Origin of the sequence: Vibrio sp. Y58_MX_L22 (assembly GCF_024181865.1) — a bacterium.
In the GTDB taxonomy this organism is placed as follows: domain Bacteria; phylum Pseudomonadota; class Gammaproteobacteria; order Enterobacterales; family Vibrionaceae; genus Vibrio; species Vibrio alginolyticus.
Window position 1 is genome coordinate 271,388 of record NZ_JAMZAN010000006.1, and the last position, 17,518, is coordinate 288,905.

17 protein-coding genes and 1 riboswitch are annotated in these 17,518 nt (G+C 45.5%); of the genes, 7 read left to right on the forward strand and 10 right to left on the reverse strand.

Features of this window, described 5'->3' with window-relative positions; genetic code table 11:
- Positions 1–71: 71 nt before the first annotated feature.
- From NL626_RS15975 to NL626_RS16005, 7 genes are all read right to left on the reverse strand, one after another.
- Positions 72–977 (reverse strand): TIGR03899 family protein, encoded by a 906-nt coding sequence (locus NL626_RS15975; protein WP_253657527.1) that lies wholly within the window; start codon positions 975–977, stop codon positions 72–74.
- A gap of 322 nt (positions 978–1,299) precedes the next feature.
- Positions 1,300–1,794, reverse strand: coding sequence for a DUF3299 domain-containing protein (locus NL626_RS15980; RefSeq protein ID WP_253657528.1), 495 nt, complete (start codon positions 1,792–1,794; stop codon positions 1,300–1,302).
- Between the two features lie 4 nt (positions 1,795–1,798).
- Positions 1,799–3,058, reverse strand: coding sequence for an ABC transporter permease (locus NL626_RS15985; RefSeq protein ID WP_005379602.1), 1,260 nt, complete (start codon positions 3,056–3,058; stop codon positions 1,799–1,801).
- Entirely contained in the window at positions 3,055–3,783 is a 729-nt protein-coding gene (locus NL626_RS15990) for an ABC transporter ATP-binding protein (protein WP_042522447.1), read from the reverse strand. The genes NL626_RS15985 and NL626_RS15990 overlap by 4 nt, the downstream gene beginning before the upstream one ends.
- A 52-nt stretch (positions 3,784–3,835) precedes the next feature.
- Positions 3,836–4,489: a DUF2796 domain-containing protein gene (locus NL626_RS15995; protein WP_033906016.1), complete on the reverse strand. Its 654-nt coding sequence runs from the start codon at positions 4,487–4,489 to the stop codon at positions 3,836–3,838.
- A gap of 134 nt (positions 4,490–4,623) precedes the next feature.
- The gene (locus NL626_RS16000) at positions 4,624–4,923 is read right to left on the reverse strand and encodes a DUF2607 family protein (protein WP_080996158.1); all 300 of its coding nucleotides are present in this window, start codon (positions 4,921–4,923) and stop codon (positions 4,624–4,626) included.
- Positions 4,924–5,159: 236 nt separating this feature from the next.
- Entirely contained in the window at positions 5,160–5,711 is a 552-nt protein-coding gene (locus tag NL626_RS16005; protein WP_005383122.1) for a YtfJ family protein, read from the reverse strand.
- Positions 5,712–5,926: 215 nt separating this feature from the next.
- Here NL626_RS16005 and NL626_RS16010 point away from each other — a divergent pair, with 215 nt between their 5' ends.
- Entirely contained in the window at positions 5,927–6,127 is a 201-nt protein-coding gene (locus NL626_RS16010) for a DUF1107 domain-containing protein (protein ID WP_005379612.1), read from the forward strand.
- Between the two features lie 70 nt (positions 6,128–6,197).
- Here the strand turns inward: NL626_RS16010 and msrA are convergent, their stop codons facing one another.
- Positions 6,198–6,836 (reverse strand): peptide-methionine (S)-S-oxide reductase MsrA, encoded by a 639-nt coding sequence (gene msrA, locus NL626_RS16015; protein ID WP_005379620.1) that lies wholly within the window; start codon positions 6,834–6,836, stop codon positions 6,198–6,200.
- A gap of 167 nt (positions 6,837–7,003) precedes the next feature.
- On the opposite strand from msrA, the gene NL626_RS16020 reads away from it, so the two are divergent.
- The 4 genes from NL626_RS16020 to NL626_RS16035 are packed head-to-tail and all read left to right on the forward strand — an operon-like array spanning position 7,004 to position 13,281.
- Entirely contained in the window at positions 7,004–8,716 is a 1,713-nt protein-coding gene (locus NL626_RS16020) for an autotransporter assembly complex family protein (protein WP_005383121.1), read from the forward strand.
- Entirely contained in the window at positions 8,713–12,477 is a 3,765-nt protein-coding gene (locus NL626_RS16025) for a translocation/assembly module TamB domain-containing protein (RefSeq protein WP_253657529.1), read from the forward strand. Before NL626_RS16020 ends, NL626_RS16025 begins: the two co-directional genes overlap by 4 nt.
- 44 nt (positions 12,478–12,521) lie before the next feature.
- A complete protein-coding gene (locus NL626_RS16030; RefSeq protein WP_064368958.1) occupies positions 12,522–12,869 on the forward strand; it encodes a gamma-glutamylcyclotransferase in 348 nt (115 codons plus the stop codon).
- Between the two features lie 49 nt (positions 12,870–12,918).
- Positions 12,919–13,281: a DUF2799 domain-containing protein gene (locus NL626_RS16035; RefSeq protein ID WP_025768360.1), complete on the forward strand. Its 363-nt coding sequence runs from the start codon at positions 12,919–12,921 to the stop codon at positions 13,279–13,281.
- A 73-nt stretch (positions 13,282–13,354) separates the two neighbouring features.
- On the opposite strand, the gene ppa is transcribed toward NL626_RS16035, so the two are convergent.
- Together ppa and fbp are read right to left on the reverse strand one after the other, a co-directional pair.
- On the reverse strand, positions 13,355–13,885 hold the full coding sequence (ppa, locus tag NL626_RS16040) for an inorganic diphosphatase (RefSeq protein ID WP_005379635.1): 531 nt from the start codon (positions 13,883–13,885) through the stop codon (positions 13,355–13,357).
- A gap of 127 nt (positions 13,886–14,012) precedes the next feature.
- Entirely contained in the window at positions 14,013–15,029 is a 1,017-nt protein-coding gene (fbp, locus tag NL626_RS16045; protein ID WP_005383114.1) for a class 1 fructose-bisphosphatase, read from the reverse strand.
- Positions 15,030–15,341: 312 nt separating this feature from the next.
- Here fbp and mpl point away from each other — a divergent pair, with 312 nt between their 5' ends.
- Together mpl and NL626_RS16055 are read left to right on the forward strand one after the other, a co-directional pair.
- Positions 15,342–16,700, forward strand: coding sequence for a UDP-N-acetylmuramate:L-alanyl-gamma-D-glutamyl-meso-diaminopimelate ligase (gene mpl, locus NL626_RS16050; RefSeq protein WP_151514463.1), 1,359 nt, complete (start codon positions 15,342–15,344; stop codon positions 16,698–16,700).
- Between the two features lie 5 nt (positions 16,701–16,705).
- A complete protein-coding gene (locus NL626_RS16055) occupies positions 16,706–17,344 on the forward strand; it encodes a flavin prenyltransferase UbiX (protein ID WP_033906022.1) in 639 nt (212 codons plus the stop codon).
- 37 nt (positions 17,345–17,381) lie between these two features.
- A riboswitch (TPP riboswitch) is annotated at positions 17,382–17,518 on the forward strand.

The window sequence follows — 17,518 nt, forward strand, 5'->3', positions numbered from 1 at the left end:
GGTGACCTAAAGCTCTTTGAGCTGCTTGAGAAGTATTTGGATCATAGGTGATCAAATGCTTCTCAAGCTGGCTAGACGGTATGATAAACCGTACTTTTAGCTTCACTATGGACACTAAATCTATGATTTAACAGTGCAAGCATTTGATCGTAGTATTCGGCATGTGGTTTGTTTCCGAGCAAGGTACAGAGCTCATTACCTGTGGGTGTGAAGCGGTAATATAAAAGGCGGACACCTTTACTGTTTACGTTCAGTGACAAGTTTTTACCTTGGTAGGTGAGGACCAACGGTGTCTCGATACTAATTTCGCCAGATTCAAGTTCGGCACTGTGCAGCAGCCCTAATTCAAATAAGAGCAACAAGCTTGAATACGGCAGTTGAAAACTTCCCATATTTAGGCTGTTGGCGACGTCTCGCTTGCCGAAGCTAAATATACCTCCTTGCGCTTTGTAACCAATCAGCAGTTTTCTGCTGTGATCCCCTCCAAAACTGCACGCTAAAGAGGCGGCTCTTTGCAGAGTTTGTGCTTCCTTTGGTGACATATCCTTGAGGGTTTTCAACGCTTTCATGGACGTTGAACCCGGATTGGTTACTTCACGCTTCATCACTTGAGCCCATAGCTTTTGCATCGCGCTGTTATGGATGTCTTGAGCCATCTCAAAAAATCGATGCAACCAATCTTGGTCTGGCTCTCCCGCTGTCTCATCTCGGCATGAACTGTGCGCTAATTTTAAAATCTGTTCTAAGTTTTTTTGTCGCTGTTCTTGGCGTCTTTGCTCTCGCAATTGGGCTCTTTCAAACGCAGATTTGGCTGGCGGTTCGGTTTGCAGTAAGGCGTCAAGACCGTGTATTTGGGCTATGGTTTTTACCTTACTAGCACTGTCTTTTATGTAGCCTTGTTTCTTTTCTTGTTGCGTATTTTTTTTTGTGTCTGACTGATGTTCGATGACAACAGGTTGCTTTGTCGGGTCTGCCATTCGTTTTCCTACCAAGAACTGCGCGGTTCGCACGTTTAAATTTACACCTTATCTGACCAAGCGACCAGACAGGAGTTCTCAGTTTTTGAACGAATAGGGCTATTCAAAATGATAATGAGTTGTTAAAATTGTTATCGTTATTTTGGAGGGGCTATGAAGTTCTCAGAAGCAGGTAAACTCAAAAAGCACCTGTCGATAGCGTTTCTTTTGGTTATTTATGTGGGCGTGTTAGCGTATTTATCTCGTTATATCGTGTAGCACAAAGCTAAAAAAGGCGCCAGTGTGACGCCTTAGGTGTAGCGAGGCTTATCGACGACTTAAATTACATATCGTCGTAGGCTTCTATTTCTGATCCCTCAATAACGTAAGCCGTTTCTGCCAGTTCGTGGTTTATCGTCTCGGTTTTCAACGTTCCAACCACATATATAACATCCCACAACTCTTGAACAGGCGCGCCTTTCGGAAACTTCACGTAAATGATCTGGTTTGGAGGCGGTGGTGGCACGTGAATACAAGCTCCAAAATATGGCACCAATAAAAATTCGGTGACGGTATCGGCATCACCTTCAAGTGGGATAACAAACCCCGGAATTTTAACTTGGCTTCCGTTCAGTTCTGGTCGAACGTTACCAATCTTGGATTGCTGCGCTGCGCCACCACTGTGATCAGATGCGGGCATGCCTATACTGTCGAACAATTTACGCTCTTTTTCTGGAACAAGGTCAATCCAGTCAAGCTTTAATGGTTCTTCGCTGGCCATAACAGGCGCTGTGAATGCGATGACCAGCAAGCAACTTGCGAGTATTTTTTTCCACATTTTATTAAATCCTTATTGTCATTCCGTCACTCAGTGACTGTCGGTAGGCGCGGAGTGCGGGAATGAAACCAATCACAATACCAGCGCATTGTACGAAACCTAATAGCATCCACTCATAAGTAGATAAGATGCTTAAGGTGAGATGTATTCCATAGTGCTGTTGGATGATCGGCTGCGCGATAGCAAGAATGGCATACAGCCCAGTAACGCCAGTAATAATACCAGCAGCAGTAAGCAAGCTGGCTTCACTAATTAAGAGTGAGAAAACATGACGAGGCCTTGCTCCCATGGCACGCAAAATCGCCATTTCACGGCGGCGTTCCTGTAGGCTAGTTAATAGACTGCTTAACATACCTAACAACCCTGCAATCACGACAAAACCAGATACTGCCATTAGGGCTTGCTCTGCAACAGACATCATTCCCCATAACTCATGCAACGCAACGCCGGGCATAATGGCGCTAAGCGGCTCTTTGGGGTAGGTGTTAATTTGTCTTTGCAGGGCGAAAGTTTGAATACGAGATTTCAAACCAACGAGCATAGCGGTAATTTGTTTGGGCTGAAAGTCTCTGTTTTTGAGATCTTGTGCCTTGGGTGTCGGGCCCAAACGCGCACCACTTTCCCATCCGACGTGAATGGCTTCGATGGCTTCCAATGATACATGGACAGTTTTGTCGACTGGTGTTCCTGTAGGTGCAAGGATACCGACAACTTTAAATGGCAGATTATCATGACGGCTAAAGCCAACGTCGCTAATGCCGTGGGCAATGATGATTTCGCTACCGATATCATAACCAAGTTGTTTAGCGACATCAGAACCTAGCACGGTTTCAAATAAACCATTGAATTCTCTACCCTTGCTGAATGTTAGTGGTTGCTTACTTCCAAACTTGTAATGCTCAAAGTAACTGTGATTGGTTCCCATAACTCGGAAGCCTTTATGCGAGTCGCCAAGCGAGATTGGAATAGCCCAATCGACTGAACGATGATTGGCAAACTCTTGGTAGCTTTTCCAATCGATGTTGTTGGTCGCATTACCAATACGAAACACAGAATAGAGCAATAGGTTCACTTGCCCAGAACGTCCACCAATAATGAGGTCTGTGCCTGAAATTGTATTGGCGAAGCTATCCTTGGCTTGAGTTCGGATACGCTCGACGCCCAAGAGGAGTACCACTGAAATCGCAACGGTCATGATGGTTAGAATTGCCGTCGCTTTGCGGTTCATCAAGCTTTTCCAGGCGAGCTTTACAACAGCACTCATGATATGGCTCCTAGGCTAGATACTTGATTAATGTCGGGTAGATTGAGCGTGCGATCGAATAAGGGTTCGAGTGTTGGGTCGTGGCTAACGAATACCAGTGTGGCATTGGCTTGATTCGCTTGCTCCATAAGGAGCTCAATAAATGCTTTACGATTGTCATAGTCTAAAGCTGAGGTTGGTTCGTCAGCGATCACTAACTCTGGATGTCCTATCAGAGCTCGAGCCGCAGCCACACGTTGTTGTTGACCAATACTCAATTCAGAGACAGGGCGTGTATGAAGCTCGTTTGGCAAGTGCAGTCGTTCTAGTAGGGCCTGAGCCTGTTCATTTAACGTTTGAGATGAGGCACCTAAATGGGCACGGTCACGTCGTATTTTACTGAACTGACATGGCAATAATACGTTTTCAAGTACGTTAAGGTACGGCAATAAATTGAACTGTTGAAAGATGTAGCCAATATGATTGGCGCGAAAGCGGTCTCTCTGACTGGCACTTAAACTAGCAAGGTCAGTATCGAGTACAGATAGAGAGCCTGAAGTTAATGTGTTAATCCCCGTCAACAAAGCGAGCAAGGTCGATTTACCGCAGCCACTTGGACCTTTGATAAACACATGCTCGCCTTGTGTAATGTGTAATTTGGGAATGTGGATGGTTGCGTTGGTTGAACCGGGCCAGAAAAATTGGGCATCCTCTAGCTCGACAACATTTGGTGTGGTTTCAGTCATATTAAATCACCAAAGCTGTGGCGTGTAAGTGGGTACTTACACGCCACTCGTGTTATTTGATTACGATTTGGGTGTTATCTTTGCTTAATTTAATTGCTGATTGCATGGTATCAGTGAATATATTGACGCTGATGGACTCTGTAGTTGGGAATTGGTTAAACCAATCGGTTTGGATTTGGCTAAGCTGATTAACTTGTTCGCAACTGAAGCGATATTGCACCGAAAATTCACCGTGACCGCCATGATCGTGCGCCTCATCATGAGCGTCATGGTGGTCATGTTTATCATGATGTTCATTATGATCATGGTGTTCGTGCCCTTCATGATCGTGATGTGCATGGTCATCATGGTCGTGCTCACTATGATCATGTTCCTCATGAGTTTCGCTTAGGTTGTGGCTCACGTAAGCTTCTTCAATATTACAATCAGCTTGTGAGTTAATAGCGAACAATGCGTTGCTGTCTTCGAGTGTAGCGACGGCTTGTTTAAGCGCTTGCTCTTGTTGCGCGTTTTCTGGAGCATGCTCGAAACCCACAACATCAGCTCCAGGAGCTGTAATCTCTACTAACAGATCTTTGCCATCTTGGGCGATATTAAACTCGACGTGACCATGCACATGAGCACCATGCTGGCGGTATTCGTTTGCATTCGCTGCTGTCGATAAAGTGAGGCCAATAGCAAGGGCTAAAACGTGTTTTGATGACATTGTATTTTTCCTAATTTTACTGGCATTAACCAAAGGCGGTATTGCTCAGATTCGAGTTTCACTAAGTTATTGTTCCCTGACACACTAGGTGCGGGAATGAACTCAATAATTTTGAGTGTGGAATAGTTTGGAAATTAAGCAAAATAAGGAGGGGCACGAGCAGCGCCAAGAACTTCTTCGCCGTACACGAGATGCAAAAAAACATGATGATGCTGGGCGCGCGTAAAAGTCGGTGTAGAGAGGGTAGGTTGTACCTTTGCTATACCGTGCTGAACACCAGAAAATAATTGGCAATGATGATGGGTATGATGGTCGGGCGTCAGATCGACTTGATGAAGTACAACCGCAAAGTTCCAAGCGATCAGCAACGCAACACTGAAAAATAAAGCAGTGCGATACCAATATCTTAGTATTTTTTGCTGGTGGTGGTACATCTGAGCTCCTCTTACCGACTGTTATAATATAACACCCATAATGAATAAAAGTTCACTCTTTTGTTGGCTAGCAGAAAAATTTAACTCAACACATACGTGCCGAAAAATATTGGTAATACTCTCTGATGGAAGTGTCGCACTTATCGCACTTATAAAGAGCAGAGTTATCACTGCCCATGCTTCTAATCAAATTCATATAGCTCCTTACAACAAGAACAAGGAGCCATTCAATTAAGCTAGATGTTCTGTTTAATAAGCTCAATGACTTTTGTTATCTCATCTTGCTCAAGTGCGCCCTCTTTGACAAACAGAACTTTGCCCGTTTTGTCTTGAACAATAATGGCCGAGCTTTCTTCTTTCAGGTCCCAAGTATTAGCAACTACGCCATTTTCATCAAGAACCATGGATGACCAAGGAAACTCTTTTTTGCTGTCTTGAGCTGAAGACTTCACGAAAGAGCCTGTCCCCCAAATTGCATCATCTTGGTTGATGATAGTCGTCGTCTGGTAGCTTTCTTGTGGAAAATTTGCCGCTGTTATTGCTGACATTAAAGGGGCATTCATCTCTTTTGAACTGCTACGGCCTGCAATGGCTTGAATGACACGAACTTTGCCTTGCATATGTTGAGTTGCCCAGGGTTGGTATGCAACGCCTTCGCCTTGTAAAACAATCTCGCCGTAAGCGGCAACATTGACAGGAGGAACGCTTTTTCCCACTGACAAGTTGTGTGCAAAGGTCAAGCTTGGCGTTAAGGCCAGTAATAGAGGTAGGAGAGTCTTAGTTTTCATATTGTTATATTCCGTACGAGGTTTGGAAGCTTCCAGTATATATCCAGAACCTAGAAATTTGTAGGACCGTTGATAACATTTATTTAACGTATGGAGTGGTGTAATCTTGCGTTATATTTAGAATTTGCTAAAATGAGTTCCGTCGCAAATTGCGCATTAAGATTGCAGAGGAAAAATAAGCAATCCGTGTTTTCTCAAAGGAATTGAGGTGAGTTATGCTACGTGAGTTTGCTGTATATCGACCATTACAAGTGGCCCGTTTTGTTAAAACGTTGTTCAAAGGTCAGTTTTTTATTGTTGGGGTTGGCTGTTTTCAGTTCGACAATGGCAAAGTGTTACTACCTGACGTCAACGATCATAAAAGGCTCACCATCTTTAAAGAAGTCAACCAAGTGATAGCATCATTATCGGCTTAGTTAGCTTGGTACCCACTTAGATTTAGAAAAGAGCGACCATATCGGTCGCTCTTTTTGTTGCTGGTTAGGTTTATCCTTGGAGGCTTGGTGGGAAGCAAACTCCCGTTCCTCCGATGCCACAGTAACCATCAGGGTTTTTCGCCAAATATTGCTGGTGGTAGGTTTCCGCAAAGTAATACGGACCTGCTGGTTGTATTTCGGTGGTGATGTTCGCGCGTTGCTCTTCTTGCAGTGCTTGCTGATACAAGAGTTTCGATTTCTCTGCGCTCTCGAGCTGCTCCGTCGAATAAGTGTAAATTGCAGAACGATATTGAGTACCTAAGTCGTTACCTTGACGCATTCCCTGAGTTGGGTCGTGTTTTTCCCAAAAAACAGCCAGTAGCTTTTCTAATGAGATGACGCGTTCATCGAAAACGACTCGTACGACTTCTGTATGACCCGTTTTACCTGTACAGACCTCTTCATACGTGGGATTGGGTGTGTACCCCCCAGCGTAACCGACCGAAGTAGATACAACGCCGTCGAGTTGCCAAAATACGCGCTCAGCGCCCCAAAAACAGCCCATTCCGAGCAAAATCTGCTGTTGGTGTGACGCAAGAGGCGCCTTTAGGTTAGATTTATTTACAAAATGATGATCGTCAATCTGCATTGGTTGATCTCTACCTGGCAAGGCATCTTCTATACTGATCAATGTTTGTTTGTTGAGCATGGTATTTGTCCTTCAATACGTGTCTTAAATTTGCGAACTTTTTCATTTCGTCTGTATCTGATGCTGTGATGACATAGACCGCGTTAAACCTATTAATATTACAGACTTAGAATCTAATTGGCGTTATCATTATTTACGTTTACTTAACCTCATTCAGCCATAAAAGCATGATAAAAAAAGCTCTCCCCACCATTGTTGGCCTGTTTGCCTTTTCTCATGGTGCCTATGCCGATGTTTCTTTGACTTTGAAAGGCATTGATGGCGCTTTAGAAGAGAATGTCAGTGCGTATCTATCATCTATTCCAGAGAAGGATTACTCCACTTCTCTGCGTTTTCAAGCGAGATTAGATCAAAGTATCACTGAAGCGCTTAACGCGCTTGGGTATTATCATGCAAAAATTTCATACTCTATTCCTGAAGCGAATGATGAGTTAATTGTGCTCATCAAGCCGGGCTTGCCAGTGAAAGTGAAAGTCATGGATGTGGTCATCACTGGAGAGGCCAAGGACGATGAAGAGTTTGCAAAACTTATTGAGCGCTCTCCGCTCAAAGTTGGTCAAGTTTTGAATCAAGGCCAATACGACAGCCTTAAGTCAGGCATTCGTAACTTGGCGCTTCAGCGTGGTTACTTCAATGGTGAGTTTACGCTAAGTCGATTAGAGGTTATCCCTGATCTGAACGAAGCTAATGTCCGTTTGCACTACAGCAGTGGAATACGTTTCAATTTTGGCGACGTTTCTTTTATTGGCAACCACATCTGGGAAGATCGTGTCGCATCATTACAACCTTTTAAAGAAGGGGACCCATACAACGTTTCGAAGCTGGGCGAGTTTAACCAGAAGCTATCAAATACGGAGTGGTTTTCCTCAGTTTTTGTTGAGCCTGAATTGGATAGGCTTGATGATGGCCGAGACTTGCCAATTAAAGTGTCTTTATCTCCTGCTTCCAAGAATCAGATCGAGACGGGTATTGGTTACTCAACGGATGTCGGCGTTCGAGGGACGTTGAAGTGGAAGAAACCTTGGGTGAGCTCCCGAGGACACAGTTTCAACACCGCTTTATCCCTATCTAAGCCAGAGCAAACCGTGACTGCTTCTTACAAAATTCCTTTAGAAGATGTCGCTAACGATTATTATCAAGTTCAATATGGGCTTAAAAACCTAGACAACCGTGACACGCAGAGTATCGAGTCTAACCTTGCAGTGGAGCGTCATTGGTTAGCAGACGGTGGTTGGCATAATACCGTTTATGTTCGTCATTTGTACGAGAGCTTTACGCAAGGTTTACAAGATGATGAATTCAACTTCGTACTTCCAGGTGCGACATTTTCTCGGACTAGGGTTCGAGGGGGCAATATGCCAATGTGGGGAGACAAGCAAAGCATCACTATTGAGTATGGTGATACCGCTATGCTTTCTGAAACTAGAGTGCTCCGCTTAATTGGCTCGACTTCTTGGATTCGTGGTATTGGAGAGAATCATCGTGGTTTGTTCCGCTTAGAAGGTGGTGCGAATATTACCGATGAACTTGAAAAGCTATCACCGTCGCTGCGTTTCTTCGCTGGTGGTGACAATAATATTCGTGGTTACGGCTATGAATCTATTTCACCTGTGGATGAGAGTGGTGCTTTGACGGGTGGTAAATACATTGTTAGCAGTACATTAGAATACCAATATCGTGTTTATGGAAACTGGTGGGCTGCAACGTTTTACGATATTGGTGATGCGTTTAATGAAACACCAGATTGGAAATCAGGTGCTGGTGTTGGTATCCGCTGGGCGTCTCCGGTGGGCCCTGTTAGTTTTGATTTTGCATGGGGGTTGGATGCAAAACCAGAACGAGAGTTTCGTATCCACTTCTCATTGGGGCCTGAGCTATGATCAAAATGATGTTTAAGTGGACCAAATGGCTGTCGCTCAGTTTGATTGGTCTATTGCTGTTGCTCATCATTATTGTCGCGACAGTTTTGTTTACCCACCCAGGCCTCAAATTTGCCTTGTGGGGAGCTGAAAAAGCATTACCACAATTGCAGATTGAAAAAGTGCAGGGTTCATTGTTTCCTCGCTTCGAACTGCATAACGTCAGTTTTGTCGATGAGTCTTTGAATATCGACGCCAAAGTCGAGCGTTTAGCTTTGGCAGTGAACTTCCGCTGCTTCTTTGACCCTAAGGTCTGTGTCGATGAGTTAAGACTGCAGGGGCTTGACTTTAAGATGCCTGAGCTACCGCCAGCAAGCGAGGAGCAAGAGGAAACACCACCACTGCGTTCTATCAGTACGCCAGTGCCAATTTTTGTTAATAAAGTCAGCTTTAATGACATCAATGTCAATGTGCTGGGCAATCAAATTAATTGGCAAACATTCTCGACCGCTTTGTCGATGCAGGGTGATCGTTTGGTGATTGCACCTACCGCGTTGAAAGACATTAATGTGGCTTTAGCACCAAGTGAGGCTGAACCTGAAGCGGCTGCCGATGAGCCGAAAGAAACTGACGTTACGCCGCAAGATATTGTGTTACCCGAAGTATGGATTCCACTGACGGTGGAAGCGCGTCGTCTTGATATTCACAATTTCAAACTGGCAGGTGAAACGCCAGTGATCGTCAATCATCTTGGTTTGGTTGCAAGAGCAGGCGGTGAGCGTGTTGATGTCAAAACATTAGAGCTCGACATGCCAGAAGTGGAAGGCAAGTTGAGCACACAAGTGACGCTTTCTTCTGATTACCCTATCAAAGCGCAACTGGACGCGTTAGTGAAGCAAGCGGATGCGAAGGGACAAAAACTGTCGCTTTCGGTCTCGGGTTCGGTTGGTGATTTGTCACTAAATGCTACGCTTTCTGAGCTTGTACAAGCGGAGATCAAAGGTGATATTCAACCGCTTAAAACGCAGTTACCGTTTGATGTCGCGATTAAAAATGTACAGGCGCAATGGCCGCTATTTGGACAAAGCGATTACCAGGTTTCTGTACCAAGCTTGGCGGCAAAAGGCTCACTTGATGGCTACGAAGTCGCATTAGAAACCAAAGCGTCAGGCAAAGATATTCCCGCCGTTGATGTCGCACTAAACGGCAAAGGTACGTTAGAGCAAATTGACCTCGAAAGCCTTGTAGTGAAAACCCTGGGAGGCGAACTCTCTGGGAAAGTCATGGCCAATTGGGCCGCGCCAATCAACTGGCAAGCTGACTTAAACCTGAAAAACATTCAACCAGGTTTACAATGGAAAGAAGCAGAAGGGGATATCAGCGGTAACCTTTCGACTTCGGGGTCGTTAACAGAACAAGGCGGTTGGCAAGTCAGTTTGCCTAAGTTAGACATTGACGGCATTTTGCGAGGGTATCCGCTGAATGTTGAAGGGCAACTTGAAGCGTCTGATAAGAACGGCAAAGGCGAAGACATCCAACTTACCACTCAGGGTTTAGCGCTTTCTCATGGTCCAAACCAACTCAGTGCAAAGGGTAAGATAGATAAGCAAATTCTGATGGATGTTGAGGTTAACTTCCCTGATTTTGCAAAAAGTGTTCCGGATCTTGCAGGTAAGATGCAAGGTAAAGTCGCACTACGTGGTAGCTTGAAAGAACCAGACATCAATCTTGATCTCGCTTTAAATCAGATTAACTGGCAGCAACAGGCGAACGTAGAAACGATCACCTTAAAGGGCGATGTGAAGCCTCTGCCAGCACCAAAAGCGAATATAAGCCTTATTGCGAACAACGTTACCTATGACGACATAAAAGTTGATAGTGCTGACCTTGAAGTCTCTGGGGATGAAAAACTGCATCAACTGACGCTCGATGTAGTGTCTGACCTGGTGTCGACCAGTTTAGAAATTGAAGGGACATTCCAGCAGAAACCAGAAATGATTTGGGATGGGGCGCTGCGCCGCTTGACGCTGAGCTCGCAACAAGGCCCGTGGGCGTTGCAAAAATCGACCGCGGTGAAGGTCAATATCGACAAACAGATCGCGAACGTTCAAGCGCATTGTTGGTTGCAAGCGGAGTCGAGCGTATGTCTAACCGAAGACATTAGTGTCGGTAAGAGTGGCCAGGCGAAGTTAGCTATCAATGATTTTGATTTTGACCAAATCAAACAATTCCTGCCGCCAGAAACCAAGCTGCAAGGCTCGGTTAATGCACAGGCTTTTGCTAAATGGGCACCAGAGAAAAAGCCTGAAGTAACCTTAAGTGTCAATATGCCAAAAGGCCAAGTTGAACAAGCGCTTGAACAGCCAATTAAAGTCGGTTGGGAAAGCTTCAACTTTAAAGCAGCATTAGCGAAAGACAAGCTTGATGCCGAGTGGCTATTTGATGTGAAAGATAACGGTGACTTGTCTGGTAAGGTTTCTTTACTGAATGTCTCGTCTGAAAAGCCCACTATTGATGGTAAGGTTTCACTCTCTACGTTCCACTTGGATTTCTTGGCACCGTTGATTGGTGAGTACAGCTTGTTTAAAGCAAACATGAATACTGACCTAGCGATATCAGGTGACGTCATGCATCCGAAGGTGAATGGTCAGTTCTTGATTGACCAAATGAAGCTACAGGGTGAAGTCACACCGATAGATATAAACTCAGGGCAGGTCGTCATCAACTTTAAAGGCCATCAAGCGGACTTGGATGCCGGAATTCTAACCCCGGATGGTGAGTTGAACGTTACCGGTGATGCCGACTGGCAGGACTTACAGAACTGGCGTACTAAAGCGCGTGTATTTGCTAAAGAGCTCAATGTTGATTTGCCTCCAATGGTAAAAATCAAAGTTGAGCCTGACATGACAATAGATGTGACTCCTCAGCTTGCGAAAATTGAGGGTGATATTAATTTGCCATGGGGCAGAATTGTCGTCGAAGAGCTTCCACCAAGTGCGGTAGGCGTATCGAGTGATACCGTTATTCTCGATAAAAACTTGCAGCCAGTGGACGATGTCGCTGCGATGCCGTTTGATGTGGAAACGAACATCAACATTAAAATTGGTGATGACTTCCAACTTGCCGCTTTTGGTTTAAAAGGTGGGTTGAAAGGGAACCTAAACGTGACACAAAAAGACAAAGGTCCTTTCATCGTTGGTGAAGTGAATGTTGTCGACGGTTCTTATCGTTCGTTTGGTCAGGACTTATTGATTAAAGAAGGTAAGATTCTGATGAATGGTCCACCAGATCAACCTTACTTGTCTATCAAAGCGATTCGTAATCCAGACAATACCCAAGATGATGTCATTGCGGGGGTACAAGTGTCGGGCCCAGCATCTGATCCGAGTATAGAAATTTTCTCAGAGCCCGCGATGAACCAAGCCAATGCACTTTCTTATCTACTTCGTGGTCAAGATATTGATGGTGAAGCCGGTGGTAATGCAATGACGACTACCTTAATTGGTTTAAGCCTGGCGAAGAGTGGTCGTGTGGTTGGTGAAATTGGTGAAGCCTTTGGCGTACAAGATTTACAGCTGGACACTGCTGGGTCGGGCGATGATTCGCAAGTGACGGTGAGTGGTTATATTCTGCCAGGTTTGCAGGTGAAATATGGTGTCGGCATCTTTAACTCTCTAGGTGAGTTCACTGTGCGTTATCGATTGATGCAAGACTTGTATTTAGAAGCGGTATCTGGTGTAGATAGCGCCGTTGACCTACTCTATCAGTTTGAGTTCGATTAAAGTGCTTTAACCTAAGCATACACAGTCATGACTAAGGAGTGGTTATGCAGCATTTGATTTTTGTCTACGGCACGTTACGCAAGGGAGAGTACAACCATCAGTATTTGCGCTCGGCGCAGTTTCTTGGTTTACATGAAACGGATGCTCAATTTGCAATGTATGACTTAGGCCCTTATCCAGCGTTGTCTGTTGGGCAACGCTCGATTCAAGGTGAAGTGTATCTGATTGATGATGAAACCTTATCCGAGCTAGATAAGTTGGAAGATGTGCCAGTGGAATATCGCCGAGAGAGCATCGTCACGCCGTTTGGCCAAGCTTGGATCTACTTATATCAAGATACTGAGCAATTAACCGAAGAAATCGCTTCCGGCGATTGGTGTCAAAAGGTGTGAGCTATACTGACATTATCAATAGCAACGAGCTAAACACTAAGGAGTCACGATGAAAACATTCGTAATTGGAGTAATGGCGTTGCTTCTTGCTGCATGCGCACAAACAACACTACCGACTTCGAATAATGTGACCGATTGGCAAGTGTTTGGTAAGCAGTCAGCTTTAGATGGATTACGGGAGTTATCTGAGGAGCGAATTGCGAAGCTGGATGATGTTAACCATGCGACGCCAGAACTGATAATGGCTTATCAAGCGGGTTACCAGCAAGGCAAGCAAGAGTATTGTGAGCAAAGTGCTTATATGCTCGGTGTTATCGGGCGGCCGTATTTTGGCATTTGTGATGATGTTGACCCCTTCTTTCAACATGACTACGACGCTGGACGAATGTCTTCAGCAGGCGCACCTATCTAGTTGACACAGGTAAGATGAAAGCAAAAGAGCTGCCCTAGAGCAGCTCTTTTTAATTTTGTATCAGCAGTGATGCTTATTTTTTCTGAGCTCGCTCGTAAGATTCTAGGATTTCAGCTTTAGCGGCAGCAACATCTGCCCACCCATCCACTTTCACCCATTTGCCTGCTTCAAGCTCTTTGTAACGCTCAAAGAATTGCGTGATCTGCGCTTTCAGTAGTTCTGGGATATCGTCCACATCTTGGATGTGCTCGTACTCTTTCGAGATTTTTGAGTGGGGAACCGCAAACACTTTTGCATCTTCACCCGATTCATCTGTCATCTTCAAAACGCCAACAGGACGGCAGCGAATGACTGAACCTGGCATGAGTGGGTATGGTGTTGGTACCAATACGTCGACTGGGTCGCCATCAAGAGACAGGGTATTGTTCACGTAGCCATAGTTGCATGGGTAGAACATTGGTGCAGACATGAAACGGTCGACAAATACAGCACCAGAGTCTTTATCTACTTCGTACTTGATTGGATCTGCATTTGCTGGAATTTCGATAACGACATAGATATCTTCAGGCAGCGACTTGCCTGCTGGTACATGGTTTAAGCTCATTAGAATATTCCTTTTCATTAACGATGAGTCACACAAAAGCGGCTTCATCTGATGATAAATTCGCGTTTCACTTTAGCGACAAAAACGCGGCAGGTAAACACCTGCCGCGTTGGACAAAGGTCTGAAATTATTCTTCGTCGCGGTGCAGTTCAAGGAACTCTTCAACTTTGCGAACCATGTTCTTCGAACCCACAAAGAAAGGTACACGCTGGTGCAACTCAGTAGGCTTGATGTCCATAATGCGATTCACGCCGTCCGATGCAATGCCGCCAGCTTGCTCAATGAGGAATGCCATAGGGTTACATTCGTAAAGCAGGCGTAGCTTGCCTTGTGGGTGGCTTTGTGTGCTTGGGTAAAGGTAGATACCGCCTTTCAGTAGGTTGCGGTGGAAATCAGCAACCAGCGAGCCAATGTAGCGAGAAGTGTATGGGCGACCGTCTTCTGGCACGTTTTCTTGGCAGTACTTGATGTACTTCTTCACCCCTTGAGGGAAACGAATGTAATTACCTTCGTTGATGGAGTAGATCTTACCATCATCAGGAATCATCATGTTTTCATGAGAAAGACAGAAGCTGCCGATAGATGGGTCGTAAGTAAAGCCGTTTACGCCGTTACCTGTTGTGTATACCAACATGGTGGAGGAGCCGTAAATTACGTAGCCCGCAGCCACTTGTTTGTGACCAGGTTGTAGGAAGTCTTCTTCAGTTGGTGGAGTACCGATTGGAGAAACACGACGGTAAATCGAGAAGATAGTACCAACAGAGACGTTCACATCGATGTTAGAAGAACCATCAAGTGGGTCCATCAGTACTACATATTTGGCGTTTTGGTTGAGTTCTTTATTGAACGCAACTGCTTCGTCTTCTTCTTCACTGGCAACGCCACACACTTGATCACGAGCTTCAAGCGCGGCTTTGAACTTATCGTTCGCGTAAACATCGAGCTTTTGCTGATCTTCACCTTGGACATTTTCCGTGCCTACAGCACCAGTGATATCACCGAGACCCGCTGCGTTGATTTCGCGGTTAACGATTTTTGCAGCTAAACGAATGGAGGCTAAAAGGGATGATAGATCACCGCTAGCGTGGGGGAAATCCGCTTGTTTTTCGACAATGAACTCGCCTAGGGTGCGCAGTCCTGACATGGTTAATCCTTACATTTTCATTTCATTGGGGGTAGTGCGCAAGTGAGCATCTCTTTATGGATGTTAAACGATTGCGCTGGATGTAAGTTTAAGTCGCAGATCTTTTTAATGGTAATGAAGTAACTGTTTGAGATCTCAATTTATTTGTAGACTTGTTTGAGGAATTCATCAGTAAGCAAGAGGTTGTACAGTCTGTGTTCAACCTTGTCATATTTGTGAAAGGGACTGCAAGAAGAAGGCTAAAGTCACTCGCTTTTCAGGCGGTAATCGCGATAATGAAAGCATTAAAAAACGCATTACAAGGTTTAGTTTATGCACATTCATATCTTGGGTATCTGTGGCACATTTATGGGCGGCGCAGCGATTCTAGCGCGCCAATTAGGACATAAAGTCACTGGTTCTGATGCCAACGTTTATCCGCCAATGAGCACACTGCTTGAGTCTCAAGGTATTGAAATTATTGAAGGCTTTGACCCGTCTCAACTCGCCCCCCAACCAGATCTTGTGGTGATTGGTAATGCGATGAGCCGTGGCAACCCTTGTGTCGAGCATGTGCTCAACACTAACATGCGTTACACCTCTGGCCCGCAGTGGCTCAACGAGTTTTTGCTGCATGATCGTTGGGTATTGGCGGTATCGGGTACACATGGGAAAACGACCACGTCGAGCATGCTTGCTTGGATACTTGAAGATTGTGGTTATCAACCGGGTTTCTTAGTCGGTGGGGTACTCGGTAACTTCGGAGTGTCTGCTCGTTTGGGTGAAAGTATGTTTTTTGTCGTTGAAGCGGACGAATATGACAGTGCTTTTTTCGATAAGCGTTCTAAGTTTGTGCATTACCATCCTCGCACTTTAATCATGAACAATCTTGAGTTTGATCATGCCGACATCTTCGATGATCTAGAAGCGATCAAACGCCAATTCCATCATTTAGTGCGAACTGTACCGGGCAATGGATTGATCTTAGCGCCGAGGCAGGATCAAGCGTTAGCGGATGTATTAGAGCGTGGTTGCTGGACAGAAAAGCAGTTTTCAGGTGTTGATGGCGACTGGCAAGCGCACAAATTAGTGCTTGATGGCTCAAAGTTTGACGTTGCGTTGCAAGGTGAGAAGGTTGGTACCGTCGAATGGAATTTGGTGGGTGACCACAATGTGGATAATGCGCTGATGGCAATCGCTGCTGCACGACATGTTGGAGTCACTCCGGATCTTGCTTGCCAGGCATTAGGGCGTTTCATCAATACCAAGCGCCGTTTAGAGCTGAAAGGTGAAGAACAAGGTGTGACGGTTTACGATGATTTTGCGCATCACCCAACGGCAATTGAACTTACTGTCGGTGGTTTGCGTAACAAGGTAGGTGAAAAACGCATCCTTGCTGTGTTAGAGCCGCGGTCTGCCACCATGAAGCGTGGTGTACACAAAAACACACTTGCAGAGTCACTACACAGTGCAGATGAAGTCTTCTTGTTCCAGCCAGATAATATCGAGTGGTCTGTGCAAGACATTGCCGACCAATGCAAACAGCCAGCGTTTGTCGATGCGGATATAGATAACTTTGTAGCCAAGATCGTCGAACGTGCGCGACCAGGTGACCAAATTCTAGTCATGAGCAACGGTGGCTTTGGTGGTATTCACGGAAAACTTCTTGAGCAGTTAAAACAAAAAGCCTGATTGATATGCAAAACAAAACACAACCCTCTCACAAAAAAGCCATCACGTTGGCATTAACGGGGGCTTCTGGTGCTCCCTACGGCCTTCGTCTTTTAGAATGCTTGGTTGCGGCGGATTATCATGTCTACGTTCTGATTTCTTCGGCAGCTCGTGTTGTGATGGCAACCGAGCATAATCTTAAGCTACCAAGTGGCCCAGAAGCGGCGCAGCAAGCATTGGTAGAGCACCTGAACTGCAATCCCGATAACATCACCGTTTGCGGTAAAGATGACTGGTTCTCACCGGTTGCGTCTGGTTCTGCTGCACCCAAGCAAATGGTGGTTTGCCCATGCTCTGCGGGAAGCGTTGCGGCCATAGCACACGGTATGTCGGACAACTTGATCGAACGGGCCGCTGATGTAGTAATGAAAGAGCGCGGGCAGCTGTTGCTCGTGGTTCGCGAAACACCATTCTCAACGCTGCATCTGGAGAACATGCACAAACTGTCGCAAATGGGCGTCACCATCATGCCAGCGGCTCCGGGCTTCTATCATCAGCCAAAGAGCATTGAAGACTTAGTGGATTTTATGGTGGCGAGAATTCTCGACCACTTAGGTATTGAGCAAGGTTTGGTGCCTCGTTGGGGTTATGACCAGCGCTCGTGAGCTGATTGTGTAACCACTCAAATACCTTTACAATCCATCCAACTCATCGGGGAGCAAACCCATTTAGCATTGAGTCAATCAATGCATTGGGGCGCTGAGACCTAAGTGTTTAACTAGGGACCCGTATTACCTGAACCAGATAATGCTGGCGTAGGAATTGAGTCTGGATATTGG